Genomic DNA, 14,582 nt, shown 5'->3' with positions numbered 1-14,582 from the left:
AATTATGAAAAAACTAAATAAATATATCCTGGTGCTACTGGCGATGGTGGTTGTTATACCTGCCTGTAAGGACGAGGATTTGGTGATACTGCCCGAATGGGAATCAGCTGTCAATGCGTACACAGTTGTAGCTGAAGGCTCAAAAGGTGACTTTCTAAGTGGAAACGCTGCGCAGGATATTACTTTTGATATGCTGTGGAACTCTATTGACGGTAAAAACACAGTAACTAAAATAGAGATTTTTGCATATTTCAGCGAAGCTTACACTGATCCAGATGGAAACCCTGCTGTAGCTAACTATGGTGGTGCGGATGGTGTGTCGTTCTTGACTATAGAAGGAGCTGCAGTGCCTGCTAACAAGGTGACAACATCATTCTCTATCTCTCAGGATGATATGTATGAGATGTTTAAGGACTCTTCCTTTGATTACGATAAGGACGGCACAGCTACTCCAGTTTGGGGTAACCCTGACAAACCTAATAGAAGAGCCAGCAGCACAAACTTTAAGTTTGTACCGGGGGACTCTTTCTCAATTCGTTGGGAGTTGACCACCGCTGATGGTAGGTTGTTTGATTCATGGTCTCCTTCAGTTTGTACTGAGTTTCCTGGATCTAACTGCTCATATGCTTGGTCGATCGTTTGTGCACCGACTATTGTGAACCCTCAGGGAGATTATGTCTTGACATTGGTTGACTCATACGGAGATGGTTGGAATGGTGCCACACTTGTAGTTTACATTGATGGTACGCCAACAGTTTATACTGTGAGCTCTGCTCAAGGAGCTGGTGCTACTTATACTGTAAGCGTTCCAGCTGGCACAACCAGCTTGACGTTTGAGTATACTAAGGGAGACTGGGATTCTGAAGCTTCATTTACAATCAAGTCGCCTTCTGGTAACGTGATTGCTGCATGGGGCCCATCTCCTCCGATCGGTGCCGTTAAGCTTGATCTTTGTAACGAATAACATTTTGTTTTTGATAGTGAAAAGCCATCTAACTTGTTAGATGGCTTTTTTTTGCCTCAGTCGCTGAGCTTGTAAAAAAGTTAGACCAAAAATTTCTTACGGAATAAAGAAGCAGTCGCTTGCGCCTGCAAAGTTGAGTGCGATGTTAGTTGATAACGATGCCTCCTGTTTTGTAGGCAGGAGCAGCTTGTTTTGGGGCTATTTGTTAGCATAATTTCAAGGATATGAAAAGATTGGATATTTTGGCTGTTTTCAGCCTTATCGCAGTGATATGTGGTTGCCAGGGCTCTTCTGACACTAGTAGAGATGCTATCAATGTCATCCCACCTTTGGCCAGTACAGTTAAAGCCTATACCCCTCATCTAATAGACAGTAGTTCGGTTTTTGTGGTGGAAAGCGGAGGAACTTCGGCATATTTAATAAATAAGGCAGGTAAAAGGCTCTATACCTGGACATTTAATCTATCTCTGGGAGCTGATCTCGAGCTCCTTCCTAATGGCAAACTTCTGGGGATGTTTAAGGCACCAAATCCTGGCTTTAGTTTTGGCGGTGGATATGGGGGGGTAATTCAGATCATCAACCCCGATAGCTCCATCGATTGGGAATTCCAGTATGTCACTGATGATCTCCTGGCCCACCACGACTTGGAACTTTTGCCAAACGGCAACATTCTCTTTCTAGCCTGGGAGAGAATCGATTCGGTCACAGCAAAGAAGGCCGGGGCAAGTGTGAGCTATGATATTTTCCCGGAAATGGTAGTGGAAATTGACACGGCTACGAAAGAGGTGGTTTGGCATTGGCGCAGCTGGGATCACATTGTTCAGGATGCGATAGCGGGACAGCCTACCTATGGAGTGGTTGCAGAGAACCCAGAAAAGATAAATATTAATTATCTTCTACGCCCGGATGGTGATATAATGCATGCTAATGGTTTGGGCTACGACCCGGATAACGATTTGATTTTCATTAGTGTAAATTACTTTAGTGAAGTGTGGGTCGTCGATCACAGTACTAGTACCGCAGAGGCCAGGGGTGATAGTGGTGGCAAATTTGACAAGGGAGGTAACCTGATATATCGGTTCGGAAACCCTGAAGCATACGACAACGTGAATGGCACCAGATTGTTTGATAGAATACACTTCCCCAACTTGTTAAAAAAGGAAGGGCGACAGACGCCCAATGTGTTAATTTACGAAAATGGACTTACCGCCAAGCAATCGACGGTGTATGAGTTTGAAATGCCTGAAAAGCTAGGGCTTTTGCCTGACCACGATAATGAGCCCAAAGTTGTGTGGAGTTTTACCGATAGTCTTTTGTCATATGGAAGAATTTCCGGGGCTGTTAGGGCAAGTAACGGAAATACCTTGATTTGCGAGGGAGACTATGGTTTTTGGGAAGTAACTGTAGACGGTGAAGTTGCATGGAAGTACAACGATAGCAGCGCCACATTTTGGCGGGGATATCTTTTCTATCAAAACGATAAGGCTTTATCTTTTCTAACTGGAAAGGCCGATGAGAAGTTTTAGCATAACGACCGCTAAATAGAATCAGATCACAAGCGAACGATTACAGGGACCAGCTTATTTCTCCAGGTAGTAGAGAATCAGGTTCAACATTTCACTTGTGGTGTTCCACCCATACGTAACATCTTTTGGTGGAAAGGAAGGGTTAGCAGGATTTCCGGCAGTATTGTCAAATGTTGCCTGTACTGTTAAAAGGGAGCCTTTTGGGATCTCCACTAATTCCTTAAACTGATAGGTAGTTTGCCAGTTGAAATCCCACTTGTCAATTTTGATTAGCGGGATCTCTTTTTTGTCGGGTGTAAGAGCGAACGCTTTAAAATTCGCACCTATATAGTGCATATGAGGGTTTACGGCTATGACCTCAATGTCGCTTTCAATCGCATAAACTGCTTCAAAGTGTGGCTTTGTGTTTTTAGGGATGAAAAACTGCCTGTTGACAATATACTCCTCGGTTACGGTGATTGTCTTGACCTCTCTTTCTATTTTTCCCCGAGCCAAATATAGGTTGATCGTTGAAAGATCCTTTTCTCTTACCGACGACGGTGCGTAATGGATGTTGAGTATCAGGTCAACATCCTTGTTGATTTTTTTTCCTGTTCCTTTCGGAAAGAAAACAGGAAAGTTTCCTGGCACCCAGCCATAGAGAAAACGGTCCAAAGGTGGGTATTTGTTGAACTGCCAGATGGTGGAGTCATTGGCCGACAAACCTTCAATGTTTCTCACCATGTGACTGGTGTCGGTCATGATCCTGCTATGATGAACCAGTCTTTTATTTCCTGGCACAAACTCTATGGCTTCCAAATATGTATCTTCAGGTAGATTGGTTGGTATGTTAAAAAAACGATAGTCGTCAACTCCAGCATCGCTAACAGTAAATGGTTGCCTCATCGGGAATGAGAAGTCAGGCTCACGTCTTGGATAAGGGCCCTCCGGTATTTCTACCTCGTTAGCGCTATTTTTAACACCAGGTGGGGCGCCTTGGGAAACCCATTGCTGGATCTTGGCAATTTCCTCATCCGTAAGCCTGCGTTCATTCAGGTATGTTTGGTAGGTGTGGTCGGCCTGCCAGGGGGGCATGTAGCGGGTGCTGGTCACATATACGATGAAGTCTGCTTTGTTTTTCACATCTTCATAGGTGATAAGGCTGAATGGACCGGCCTTACCAGGTTGGTGGCAGGGGGCACAATTCTGATGTACAATCGGCTGAATGTCCTTATAGAAAGTTAGCGCTGGTTGTTTCTGGGCCAGCGAACAAAGGCTGCTACACCACAGAAATAGCGTGAGTAAAATAGATTTTATGAAAAGCAATACTGATTTCATGTAAGCCAAACGCAGATTTTGTCCCAACCTAACAAAAAATTACCATTAAAATTTCTGACTTTCTCTTTAAGGCGATGTTTAGCTAGATTGCGTCGTTTGAAGTAGAAGAGAAGTAGTCGACAAGGATGAAGAGAATACAAATAATAGGAACGCAACGCTCTGGTTCCAATTTGCTCAGGGTGATGTTGAACCAGCACCACAATGTTTGTGCACCACACCCACCCCATCTCTTGAAAACGTTTTACCCTTTACTGCCGAGGTATGGTGACCTGCAGTTTAAAGATAATTTCATCAGCCTGGTTGAAGATATGATCACCTGGGTGAAGTTAAATCCAGTAGCCTGGCAGGGTTTCAACCCGTCGCCAAATCAAATTATTGACAGATGCACGTCGCCTACGGTTTTTCAAGCTTTTAAGTCTATTTATGATTGGGAAACAAGCTTAAGCGGAAAAAGTGTATGGGTATGCAAGAGCATGACAAACTATGAGTTCGCTGATGATTTTGAAAAGGAGAACATATTCGACCATTACATTTTTCTTTATCGGGATGGGCGAGATGTTGCGTTGTCTTTTTCCAAGGCCATTGTTGGCCCAAAGTCGGCCTATTATTGTGCTGCGCAATGGAATAATGATCAAATAGCTTCCATTGAATTGCAAGAAAGACTTGGAGAAAAGGTGGTTGCGCTGAGCTATGAGCAACTAATTGAAAATCCAGAAGTCGAAGTCAAGCGGCTATTCGACGCCATTGGACTAGACATGCCAGAAGATATTTTTGGCTTTCCATCTTCGGTGGAATCAAGAGTTACCGCCGAAGCTGGAGAAATGTGGAAGAATGTGGTTCGGCCCGTAATACCGGACAATAAGCTTAAATATATTGACGAGATGAATCAGAGAGATCAGCAGATATATGAATCCGTAGCCGGCGCTGCACTGCATGCTTTGGGCTATCCCGTTTACTATTGGCCCAATCAAACTTTATCATTTTCGGAACAAGATTTAGATATGATGGCAGCGAAAGAGGCTAGCCTAAAAAAAGAAGCAAAATCGAGAACTCCGTTACACGACCTTAATCTTAGAAAAGGACAAGATGAATTCCTTTTGCAATTGAAACAGCCCAAGGCTGTTTAAAAATAGGTTTTTTTGGATAAATATAGCTGAACATAATCCGTAACCCCACTTTCCAGCTCTGTAAAAGGCTGATCATACCCTATAGACCTTAGCTTAGCCATATTGGCCTCAGTAAAGTACTGATACTTGTCCCTGATGTCCTCAGGCGTAGGTATGAACTCAATCTCAGGCGTTTTTTCCAGTGCGTTGAACACTGCCAGCACCAGGCCTTTAAATGTTCTCGCACGGCCTGATCCAAGGTTGTAAATGCCACTGTCCTTCCTGTGGTGCATCAGAAACAGGCAAATGCTGCACACATCCATCACATATACAAAATCACGCATTTGCTCACCGTCTTTGTAGGCTGGATTGTGCGACTGGAAAAGCTTCATTTTGCCTGTTTTCTCTATTTGATGGTAGGCATGAAGGATCACTGAGGCCATTCTTCCCTTGTGATATTCATTGGGGCCGTATACGTTGAAGAACTTCAGGCCAGCCCAAAAGAACGGTTTCTTCTCCTGTTGCAATACCCAGATATCAAATTCATTCTTCGACTCACCGTATGGGTTCAATGGTTTGAGCTCAGAAAGCCTCGATTCATCGTCGTCGTAGCCAATTTCCCCCAGGCCATAAGTAGCGGCCGACGACGCATACACCAGCGGAATTTGATAGAGCGCACACAACTCAAAAACCTTTTTCGAGTAGTTGGTATTCAGCTTCCAAAGAAGCTCTCTATCAAACTCGGTAGTGTCTGTGCGTGCTCCCAGATGAAAGATGAATTCTATCTGTTTTTGATTATTCTCGATCCAGCCGAAGAAGTCATCCCTGTCCACACGTTCTATTATTTGCTTCTCTTCGAGGTTTTTGTTCTTCTCTTCGTTGGAGAAATCATCAACAGCCACAATGGCCCGGAAGCCCTTCTTGTTCAGGCTTGAAATAAGGCAGCTTCCAATAAAGCCAGCAGCACCAGTTACTACGATCATTCAGAGTTATTTTGCCCAAATATAGGGCTAAATAGCAGGCCAATAAAGCCTAAAGACTGAAAGCCTGCGTAACACGCACACATTCTTCTTATATTTGCGAAAATTTGTTGGGGAATGATTTACGTAAGCAGAAAGGAACATTTTAACGCAGCTCATAAGCTATACAATCCGGCGTGGTCAAAGGAGAAAAACGAAGCAGTTTTTGGCCCCTGTGCCAACGAAAATTGGCACGGGCATAATTTTGGCTTGATCATAACAGTCAAAGGCATGCCCGATCCGGAAACAGGGTTTGTCATTGATCTTAAGAAGTTAAGTACGCTTATTCGCACAAGGGTGATTGAAAAAGTGGATCACAAGAACCTTAACCTGGATGTCGATTTTCTTGAGGGGAAAATGGCAAGCTGCGAGAACATAGTATTTGAATTCTGGAAGATACTCTTTCCGGGAGTCAAAGAAATTGCGCCAAACGCAACTTTGCATGCCATTAAGCTTTACGAGACGCCCCGTAATTATGTAGAGTATTTTGGAGAATAGCATCCATTGCCTGCCATACACTCACTAACCACCCAAACCCCGACCGAATGAAGTATTTTTTGATTGCAGGAGAGAGATCGGGCGATTTGCACGGGTCTTTCCTAATCAATTACTTAAAGAAACTCGATCCTGAAGCCGAAATAGTCGGGTGGGGTGGCGACTACATGAAAAAGGCGGGCGGCACTATCCTCAAGCACTATCGGGAGCTGGCCATCATGGGGTTTTGGGAGGTGATCAAAAACCTGAGAACCTTGGCCAGGCTTCAAAAAGAATGCAAAAACAGCATTTTGGAGTTCAATCCGGATGCGGTGGTTTTTATCGATTACCCGGGGTTCAACCTAAGAATTGCTGCCTTTACCAGAGCAAAGGGTTTTACGAACTTCTACTACATCTCCCCAAAAGTATGGGCGTGGAACCAAAAGCGGGCGTATAAGCTGAAGCGGCTGATCGATAGGCTTTTTTGCATTCTTCCGTTCGAAGTGGAGTTTTTCAAGAAATATGGGTTTGAGGTCTCCTACGTGGGAAATCCTCTGAAGGAGGCTATTAGGTCATATGATTTCGACGAGCAGTTTTTAGGTGCCTGGGCGGGCAAAAAAGTGATCGCCGTGCTGCCGGGAAGTCGGGCGCAGGAGGTAGCCAATGTGGTGGAAATGCTCAAGCAGATAGTCCCGGCAAAGCCAGACTTTCATTTTCTGGTGGCAGCAGTTGACAACCTTCCTGATAGTGCCTACGAAGCACTAAAACATAGCGGGGGAAACGTAGAGCTGGTTTACAACAAGACTTATGAAATCCTCAAACTGGCTGAGGCCGCTATAGTAACTTCTGGCACTGCCACCCTCGAAGCAGCCTTGCTAAAAGCACCACAAGTCGTTATTTATCGAACCAGTGGTATTTCCTACGCCCTGGCCAAAAGGCTTATCAAGGTGCCTTTCATTTCTTTGGTCAACCTGATAGCAAACAAGGAGGTGGTAAGGGAGCTAATTCAGGACGAAATGTCACCAGATAATGTGCTAAAAGAGCTCAATGCCATCGTCTCCGATAGCAGCGGATATAGAAAGGCCATGTTGCAAGGCTACGATTTAGTAGACTCGATTATTGGAGATCAGAACGCTCCGGAGCAGGCCGCCCGGGAAATGGTATCTTTCTTGAAACAAAAAAAGGCCTAAGCGGCCTTTAGTCTTTTGAACTTCGATTTGTTCATTTTCTCTTCGGCGTAATCCTTGCTGATAACCAGCTTGTCGATATCCTTCGATGAGGGAATTTCAAACATCGCATCGTTAACGATTACCTCGCAGATAGATCTTAGCCCCCTGGCTCCCAGCTTAAATGCCACGGCTTTGTCAACGATAAAGTTCAATACTTCATCGTCAAATTCCAGCTCCACGCCTTCCATCGCAAACAGTTTCTTGTATTGTTTGGTCAGTGCATTCTTAGGAGAGGTAAGTATTTTTTTAAGTGTCTCCTTATTTAAAGGATCCAGGTAGGTGAGTACCGGCATACGACCGATAAGCTCCGGAATCAAACCGTAAGACTTCAAATCCTGCGCCGTGATGTATTGCAGAAGGTTATCCTTGTCAATAAACACGTCGTCTTCCTTGTCAGCGCCAGCAGCAAAACCAACCGGTCTCGTCGTCATTCTGGACGAAATCATCCTGTGAATGCCATCAAAAGCACCGCCACAAATGAACAAGATGTTTTCTGTGTTCACTGTGATCATTTTTTGGTCGGGATGCTTCCTGCCGCCCTGAGGCGGCACATTCACCTGAGTACCTTCAAGCAACTTTAGAAGCGCTTGCTGAACACCCTCTCCGCTCACGTCACGGGTAATAGATGGGTTGTCCGATTTTCTCGCAATCTTGTCAATCTCGTCTATGTAAACGATCCCTCTTTCGGCCGCTTCCACGTCGTAGTTGGCAGCTTGCAGCAACCTCGTCAGGATACTTTCAACATCTTCTCCAACATAGCCAGCTTCTGTCAATACCGTAGCGTCAGCGATACAAAAAGGCACCTGCAAAATTTTGGCCAGAGAACGGGCCAGGTAGGTTTTACCTGTCCCAGTTTCTCCCACCATTATGATATTAGACTTTTCTATAACAATATCATCATCCGTCTTTTCCTGCGTCAATCGCTTGTAATGATTGTACACTGCCACGGAAATAACCTTTTTGGCTTCATCCTGGCCCACAACAAACTCATCAAGGTGATTCTTGATCTCAATAGGCTTGATGAGGTTGAACTTTGGCTTCGCTGTGCTCGTTCTTGTTTTTGTTTCTTCTTGCAAAATTTGCTGAGCCTGCGAAATGCATTTATCGCAGATATGAGCATGTATACCTGAGATCATCAGGTCGACATCCTTTTTGTTTCTCCCACAAAATGAGCAAGTTACTTGGGCCATCTTATCTTCCAAAAGTACTTTATTTAGATGATTTTCTCTGTAAAACTTCGTCAATTAAACCGTACTCCTTTGCTTCGGTTGGTCTCATCCAGTTATCCCTGTCAGAATCCTTCTCCACTTGTTCGTATGGTTTGCCAGTATGGTTCGAAAGAATGGTGTACAAATCCTTCCGCAACTCCTGCATTTGTCTCAGGGTAATCTCCATGTCCCTTGCCTGCCCTTGCATGCCGCCGCTCGGCTGGTGGATCATGATCCTTGCATGAGGCAATGCAGAACGCTTGTTTTTAGCACCGCCGGCCAACAATACCGCACCCATTGAGGCAGCCATGCCTGTGCAAATAGTTGCTACATCAGGGGTCACATATTGCATAGTGTCATATATCCCCAGGCCCGCATAAACCGAACCTCCAGGGCTGTTCACATATAGCAGAATATCTTTCTTTGCATCTACAGACTCCAGAAACAACAACTGGGCTGTGATAATATTACCTATATTTTCTTCTACCTGCATGCCGAGGAAAATGATCCTGTCCATGATCAGGCGGGAAAAAACATCTATTTCCGCAAATCTTGTTGGTCTTTCTTCGATAACCGACCGGGTCATATTCTCTACTCTGCTTGCATATTGATCGAAAACAGAGCCCGAAATCCCCTGGCCTTTCACTGCGTATTTCCTAAACTCTTCTTTTGAAAGCTCTTTATACATTTGACGTATTGTTAATGGGTTGACACAAAAATAAAAAAAAAGCCCTTCTGTGAAAGGACTTCAATTTAACCCAAAAAGTTGGTTCTTAGTTCATAGGCAGGTCACGGAAATCATCAAGACTAACTTCCTTCGACTTAATCGTCACCTGTGACTTGATGTACTCCATTACTTTCAGCGTTTGAACCTGATTGTGAACTTTCATGTAGTTGTCACCATTCTCCCCCTGAAGGTAGTTGTTAACAAACATATCGATGCTCGATTCAAACTGAGACCCCATACCACTGCCAGCCAGCTGCCTTCTGATCAACTTTCTGGCCTCTTCCATCACATCCTCGTGCTCTATTTTCAAATCCTGATCCTTGCTGATTTTGTTTCTGATAAGAGACCACTTCAATTCTTTGGTGTAAGCATCAAACTCTTTCTCGATATCTTCCGGGGTCAATTGCCCTTCATTCGTTCTCAGTAGCCAGCTTTTCAAAAAGCTGTCAGGAAGCTCAAGTTTCGTGTTTTTGATCAGCTCATTTCTGATTGACCTGTCAAGGAACATGTCTGTTTCTTGCTGGTAGTTTTCAGAAATGGTTTCTTTTATTTTTTGTTCAAACTCTTCGTTTGACTTAACGGCGTCTTTGCCAAACGTCTTGTCGAACAATTCCTGATTGACCTCGGCTTTAGCCACCCGGCTGATATTTTTTACTTCAAAAGTATATTTGCCCTTCAGCTTCTTGGCCTCATCTTTGGTAATGCCCAGAGCGATGGCCAAATCTGATTCTTCTTTGAAAAGCTTTTTGATATCCACGTCGACAATAGCTCCTTTAGCTAAGCCAACTAGTTTTTTCGCCTCTTTTGGCGAAAGTTTGTCGGCATAAAGCACAATGCTTTCCTCTTTAGCGTCATCTTCAGCTTTCAGAACACCGAAAAGGTTGTCTCCCTCGGCTGCAATTTCCTGATCGGTGGTATCGCCGAACTGGTTCTTTAGGTTCTCAACTGTTTCCGCAATTAGCTTCTTATCAACTTTGATCGAGTACGAAGTCACGCTGACTTTTTTGGACAGGTCAATTGAGAACTCATCAACCAGCCCGACATTGTATTCAAACTCAAAATCCTTTTGCACATCCCAGTCAATGTCTTGCGCCTTTTCAACATTAGGAAGAGGCTCGCCAATGATCTCCAGTTTGTTGTCCTTGATGTAATCTGACACTTTGTGAGAAAGCATATGGTTCACCTCATCTACAAGAATCGACTTGCCATACATTTTGCGAATCATGCCCTGAGGCACCTTCCCTGGGCGGAAGCCTTTAATGGAGGCCTTGCGACTATACTCCCTTATTTTTTCTTCAACTTTGGGTTGATAATCAGTTTCTGAAACCTTAATTTTAATTAGGGCTTCTGTCTTAGTAATCTTGTCGAGTTGAATATCCAATGTTGTAGAATTTTGTTGAGTCAATCCAATATAAAAAAACCCTCTCAGCAATTGCGTAGGAGGGTTTGTTTTTTAGTGCGGGTGGAGGGACTCGAACCCCCATGCCTTGCGGCGCTAGATCCTAAGTCTAGTGCGTCTACCAATTTCGCCACACCCGCTTTTGAAAACGGAATGCAAATGTAGAGAAATATTTTGTTTTGTCAACGTGTAGTAACAAAAATTTGTTTAAATAGGTATTCGTTAATAAAGGAACATGCAGGCGGTAGATATTGAGGAAGAGAAGCGGGAAATAATTAGGAGGTACAGGCGCTTGCTGCGACTGGCAAAGCCACTTCTGAAAGATGGAGATGCCAAGCTAATCAAGAAGGCATTTAATACCTCTATGGAAGCCCATAGGGAAATGAGGCGGAAGAGTGGTGAGCCGTATATTTTTCATCCACTGTCCGTGGCGCAAATTTGCGTGGAAGAAATTGGTTTGGGTACCACGTCTATTGTGGCAGCCTTGCTGCACGACGTAGTGGAGGACACCGACACTAGTATTGCTGATATTGAGCGGGAGTTTGGGCCGAAGATTGCCAAAATCATTGATGGCCTCACTAAAATATCAGGTGTTTTCGAATATGGTAGCTCTCAGCAGGCCGAAAACTTCCGAAAGATGTTGCTCACCCTTTCCGAAGATGTGAGAGTGATTCTCGTGAAGCTGGCCGACAGGCTTCACAACATGCGAACGCTTGGCAGCATGCCTCGCAATAAGCAACTGAAAATAGCATCTGAGACAATTTATCTGTATGCCCCACTGGCTCACCGACTGGGGCTCTACACAATAAAATCCGAACTTGAAGACTTAAACCTCAAATTTACCGAGCCCGATACTTATAAGTCTATTGCCAATAGTATCAGTCAAACCAGAGCGTCCAGAAACAAGTACATCAGATCTTTTGTGAGGCCAATTCAATCAGCCATTGAAAAATCTGGCTTGACAGTGGAAATCAAAGGCCGCCCCAAATCGATATACTCTATATATAATAAAATGCGCAAACAAAACATTCCTTTCGAGGAAGTGTATGACCTGTTTGCCATCCGAATTATTATTGACACCGAATACGAGAACGAAAAAGCCGCCTGCTGGCAGGTCTACTCTATTGTCACCGACTACTACCAACCCAACCCCGACAGGCTTCGTGATTGGATTTCCACATCGAAAGCAAACGGCTATGAGTCTTTGCATACAACAGTCATGTCACACCATGGCAACTGGGTGGAGGTGCAAATCAGGTCTCGCAGAATGGACGACATTGCCGAAAAAGGATATGCGGCCCATTGGAAATACAAAGAGAACAAATCAAACCCCCAAGAATCGGGGTTGGAGCAGTGGATCACCCGTGTGAGGGACATGCTGGAGCAAAACGATTCCTCGGCTATTGAGTTTGTCGATGATTTCAGGTCCAACCTCTTTCAGGAAGAAGTTTTCGCCTTCACCCCGAAGGGCGATTTGAGAACATTACCACATGGAGCCACTGCGCTCGACTTCGCCTTCGATATACACACCCAAATTGGTGCACGCTGTATCGGGGCAAAGGTGAATCAAAAGCTTGTACCCTTAAACCATGTTCTAAAAAATGGAGACCAGGTTGAAATCCTGACTTCCAGCAAGCAGAAACCAAATGAAGGCTGGCTCCGGCTCGTGGTTAGCTCGAAAGCCAAGTCAAAAATCAAGGATCTTCTAAAAGAAGAGAGGAAGGCCGCCGCCGCCGAAGGAAAAGAAATAGTGCTTCGTAAACTGAAGCAAATGAAGTTGACCCTTTCCAGCGAAATCCTGGACCAGTTGGTTGCATACTTTGGCGCAAAAACGCCTTTGGAATTTTTCTTTGAGGTGGGCAAAGGCAAGATCGACTCAAAGGACATCAAGAAGTTCAAAGACTTCAAGGAAGGGAATGTCCAAAAGAATGGCCACAAAATTCAGGACGCCCGTGCCTTTGAAAAGCAGATCACTGAAGTAAAGGGCAAAGACCACGACCTGCTGCTGATCGGCGAGGACATGGATGTGATTGACTACAAATTCTCCAAATGCTGTAATCCCATCCCGGGTGATGAGGTTTTTGGCTTTGTCACAGTCAATGAAGGTATCAAAATCCACCGCACTTCCTGCCCAAATGCACCTGAGCTTTTGTCCAACCACGGTTACCGGGTAGTGAAGGCAAAATGGGCGTCTCAGCAGGCGATTGCTTTCCTTACGGGGCTGAAAATTACCGGCACCGACAGAATGGGAATGATCAACGATATCACCAAAGTAATATCCGACGAACTCAAGGTGAACATGAGGTCGATAACTATTGACACCGACAATGGGATTTTTCAGGGTGGAATTAAGTTATATATCCAGGACACGAAACATCTTGACACCCTGATTCGGAAACTCGAGGAAATTAGTGATGTTTACAGCGTCTCCAGATACGATGACTTAGAGCAGCTTGACTAAGCCAGCTTTTACTATATTTGTGACTTTGAAAGTATGGTACTCAACGAAAAAATATTCTCAGAGGTAAAAAAGATATTTACAGCTTACCTCGAAAAAAAGGAGCTGAGGAAGACTCCCGAACGTTTTGCTATCCTGGAAGAGATCTACTCCAGGGGTGGCCACTTTGATGTTGAATCTTTATACATAAGTATGAAGAACAAAAACTACAGAGTGAGCAGAGCCACGGTATACAATTCACTTGACTTGCTTGTTGAATGCGACTTGGTCTCAAAACATCAGTTTGGGCAAAACATGGCCCAATACGAAAAATCATATGGCTACAAACAACACGATCATTTGATTTGCACCGAATGTCATAAGGTAATGGAGTTTTGCGATCCAAGAATCCAGAATATTCAGAATACCGTCGGCGATCTGTTGCACTTCGATGTCATGCATCATTCTCTCATCCTCTATGGCAACTGTACGAATGCCTCTTGCGGCAACAGAGAAGAGCTGGCCAAAACATAAAAAACGTAAAATTCACTTTCTAATTTTTAAACTGAGCTTTCTCCTTATATAATTGCGCCTGAATGAAATACACACATAACATAAGCGATAAAATACTTCATCTCCATTTTGAAGGCGACTTGATCGGCGAAAACAACGGAGCCGAGTTGGTAGAGATAGTCAAAGACGCTATCGATAAACAGGTCAGCCTTTGTGCGCTTTACATAGAAGATGTCAGGTATATCAACAGTAGCGGCATAGGCGTTTTGATAACGATACTTACAAAATTCAGAAACAAGGGTGGAGAGGTAGTGCTTGTTAATCCTTCTGATCATGTCAAAAAGCTACTGGTGATCACAAAGCTCAATGCTATTTTTTCTATAGTAGACAGCAAAACGGAGGCAATAGAAAAACTTAAAAAATCTTAAACAAATGGCGGTAGATGTACTTTTGGGCCTTCAGTGGGGAGACGAAGGTAAGGGAAAGATTGTGGACGTTTTGGCGCCCAAATACGATGTAATCGCCAGATTTCAGGGTGGACCAAACGCAGGCCATACTTTGGAATTCGATGGCATCAAACACGTACTCCATCAAATTCCATCCGGAATCTTCCATAGCTCCATAATCAATATCATAGGCAATGGTGTGGTGCTTGACCCTATT

General features: G+C 44.2%; 14 protein-coding genes and 1 tRNA gene (1 of these 15 running past the window's edge). 9 read left to right on the top strand and 6 right to left on the bottom strand.

Annotated elements, in window-relative coordinates:
- Positions 1-4: 4 nt before the first annotated feature.
- Positions 5-964, top strand: coding sequence for a hypothetical protein (locus ACMVP2_RS06730; RefSeq protein WP_339793287.1), 960 nt, complete (start codon positions 5-7; stop codon positions 962-964).
- A gap of 224 nt (positions 965-1,188) precedes the next feature.
- The gene (locus tag ACMVP2_RS06725; RefSeq protein ID WP_339793286.1) at positions 1,189-2,490 is read left to right on the top strand and encodes an aryl-sulfate sulfotransferase; all 1,302 of its coding nucleotides are present in this window, start codon (positions 1,189-1,191) and stop codon (positions 2,488-2,490) included.
- Between the two features lie 54 nt (positions 2,491-2,544).
- Here the strand turns inward: ACMVP2_RS06725 and ACMVP2_RS06720 are convergent, their stop codons facing one another.
- A complete protein-coding gene (locus ACMVP2_RS06720; protein WP_339793285.1) occupies positions 2,545-3,612 on the bottom strand; it encodes a hypothetical protein in 1,068 nt (355 codons plus the stop codon).
- Positions 3,613-3,932: 320 nt separating this feature from the next.
- Between ACMVP2_RS06720 and ACMVP2_RS06715 the strand changes: the two genes are divergently transcribed.
- Positions 3,933-4,934 (top strand): sulfotransferase, encoded by a 1,002-nt coding sequence (locus tag ACMVP2_RS06715; protein ID WP_339793284.1) that lies wholly within the window; start codon positions 3,933-3,935, stop codon positions 4,932-4,934.
- Here ACMVP2_RS06715 and rfaD read toward each other — a convergent pair.
- The gene (rfaD, locus tag ACMVP2_RS06710) at positions 4,931-5,896 is read right to left on the bottom strand and encodes an ADP-glyceromanno-heptose 6-epimerase (protein WP_416867139.1); all 966 of its coding nucleotides are present in this window, start codon (positions 5,894-5,896) and stop codon (positions 4,931-4,933) included. The two genes, ACMVP2_RS06715 and rfaD, sit on opposite strands and share 4 nt — an antisense overlap.
- A gap of 114 nt (positions 5,897-6,010) precedes the next feature.
- On the opposite strand from rfaD, the gene ACMVP2_RS06705 reads away from it, so the two are divergent.
- Both ACMVP2_RS06705 and lpxB read left to right on the top strand, forming a co-directional pair.
- The gene (locus ACMVP2_RS06705) at positions 6,011-6,430 is read left to right on the top strand and encodes a 6-pyruvoyl trahydropterin synthase family protein (protein ID WP_416867138.1); all 420 of its coding nucleotides are present in this window, start codon (positions 6,011-6,013) and stop codon (positions 6,428-6,430) included.
- A gap of 47 nt (positions 6,431-6,477) precedes the next feature.
- Positions 6,478-7,596 (top strand): lipid-A-disaccharide synthase, encoded by a 1,119-nt coding sequence (lpxB, locus tag ACMVP2_RS06700; RefSeq protein WP_416867137.1) that lies wholly within the window; start codon positions 6,478-6,480, stop codon positions 7,594-7,596.
- Here the strand turns inward: lpxB and clpX are convergent.
- The 4 genes from clpX to ACMVP2_RS06680 all read right to left on the bottom strand — a co-directional run bounded on the left by clpX (position 7,593) and on the right by ACMVP2_RS06680 (position 11,109).
- Positions 7,593-8,825: an ATP-dependent Clp protease ATP-binding subunit ClpX gene (gene clpX / locus ACMVP2_RS06695; RefSeq protein WP_152000686.1), complete on the bottom strand. Its 1,233-nt coding sequence runs from the start codon at positions 8,823-8,825 to the stop codon at positions 7,593-7,595. The two genes, lpxB and clpX, sit on opposite strands and share 4 nt — an antisense overlap.
- Before the next feature lie 19 nt (positions 8,826-8,844).
- A complete protein-coding gene (locus ACMVP2_RS06690) occupies positions 8,845-9,531 on the bottom strand; it encodes an ATP-dependent Clp protease proteolytic subunit (RefSeq protein WP_317488187.1) in 687 nt (228 codons plus the stop codon).
- Between the two features lie 85 nt (positions 9,532-9,616).
- Positions 9,617-10,951 (bottom strand): trigger factor, encoded by a 1,335-nt coding sequence (gene tig, locus ACMVP2_RS06685; RefSeq protein ID WP_416867136.1) that lies wholly within the window; start codon positions 10,949-10,951, stop codon positions 9,617-9,619.
- 76 nt (positions 10,952-11,027) lie between these two features.
- Positions 11,028-11,109 (bottom strand) — tRNA-Leu (locus ACMVP2_RS06680).
- A gap of 95 nt (positions 11,110-11,204) precedes the next feature.
- Between ACMVP2_RS06680 and ACMVP2_RS06675 the strand changes: the two genes are divergently transcribed.
- The 4 genes from ACMVP2_RS06675 to ACMVP2_RS06660 form a co-directional block, all read left to right on the top strand.
- Positions 11,205-13,430 (top strand): bifunctional (p)ppGpp synthetase/guanosine-3',5'-bis(diphosphate) 3'-pyrophosphohydrolase, encoded by a 2,226-nt coding sequence (locus tag ACMVP2_RS06675; protein WP_339793279.1) that lies wholly within the window; start codon positions 11,205-11,207, stop codon positions 13,428-13,430.
- A 33-nt stretch (positions 13,431-13,463) separates the two neighbouring features.
- Complete coding sequence (locus ACMVP2_RS06670; protein WP_317488184.1) at positions 13,464-13,940, top strand: transcriptional repressor; 477 nt, start codon at positions 13,464-13,466, stop codon at positions 13,938-13,940.
- A 62-nt stretch (positions 13,941-14,002) separates the two neighbouring features.
- Positions 14,003-14,347: an STAS domain-containing protein gene (locus ACMVP2_RS06665; RefSeq protein WP_339793278.1), complete on the top strand. Its 345-nt coding sequence runs from the start codon at positions 14,003-14,005 to the stop codon at positions 14,345-14,347.
- A 4-nt stretch (positions 14,348-14,351) separates the two neighbouring features.
- A protein-coding gene (locus ACMVP2_RS06660; RefSeq protein ID WP_416867135.1) for an adenylosuccinate synthase crosses the window boundary here: on the top strand, positions 14,352-14,582 show its 5' end (the start). Its footprint extends 1,044 nt past the window's final position; only the first 231 of its 1,275 coding nucleotides appear in the window; its start codon is at positions 14,352-14,354; the stop codon falls past the right edge of the window.

Source organism: Imperialibacter sp. (assembly GCF_048007035.1).
In the GTDB taxonomy this organism is placed as follows: domain Bacteria; phylum Bacteroidota; class Bacteroidia; order Cytophagales; family Cyclobacteriaceae; genus Imperialibacter.
The sequence above is the reverse complement of the archived record's forward strand: the minus strand, read 5'-3'. Positions and strand labels throughout refer to the sequence as shown.

Coding starts and splice junctions, on each gene's coding strand:
- rfaD (WP_416867139.1), bottom strand. CDS start 5,896: ATGATCGTAGTAACTGGTGCTGCTGGCTTTATTGGAAGCTGCCTTATT.
- ACMVP2_RS06665 (WP_339793278.1), top strand. CDS start 14,003: ATGAAATACACACATAACATAAGCGATAAAATACTTCATCTCCATTTT.
- ACMVP2_RS06690 (WP_317488187.1), bottom strand. CDS start 9,531: ATGTATAAAGAGCTTTCAAAAGAAGAGTTTAGGAAATACGCAGTGAAA.
- ACMVP2_RS06670 (WP_317488184.1), top strand. CDS start 13,464: ATGGTACTCAACGAAAAAATATTCTCAGAGGTAAAAAAGATATTTACA.
- ACMVP2_RS06730 (WP_339793287.1), top strand. CDS start 5: ATGAAAAAACTAAATAAATATATCCTGGTGCTACTGGCGATGGTGGTT.
- clpX (WP_152000686.1), bottom strand. CDS start 8,825: ATGGCCCAAGTAACTTGCTCATTTTGTGGGAGAAACAAAAAGGATGTC.
- ACMVP2_RS06715 (WP_339793284.1), top strand. CDS start 3,933: ATGAAGAGAATACAAATAATAGGAACGCAACGCTCTGGTTCCAATTTG.
- ACMVP2_RS06675 (WP_339793279.1), top strand. CDS start 11,205: ATGCAGGCGGTAGATATTGAGGAAGAGAAGCGGGAAATAATTAGGAGG.
- ACMVP2_RS06725 (WP_339793286.1), top strand. CDS start 1,189: ATGAAAAGATTGGATATTTTGGCTGTTTTCAGCCTTATCGCAGTGATA.
- lpxB (WP_416867137.1), top strand. CDS start 6,478: ATGAAGTATTTTTTGATTGCAGGAGAGAGATCGGGCGATTTGCACGGG.
- ACMVP2_RS06705 (WP_416867138.1), top strand. CDS start 6,011: ATGATTTACGTAAGCAGAAAGGAACATTTTAACGCAGCTCATAAGCTA.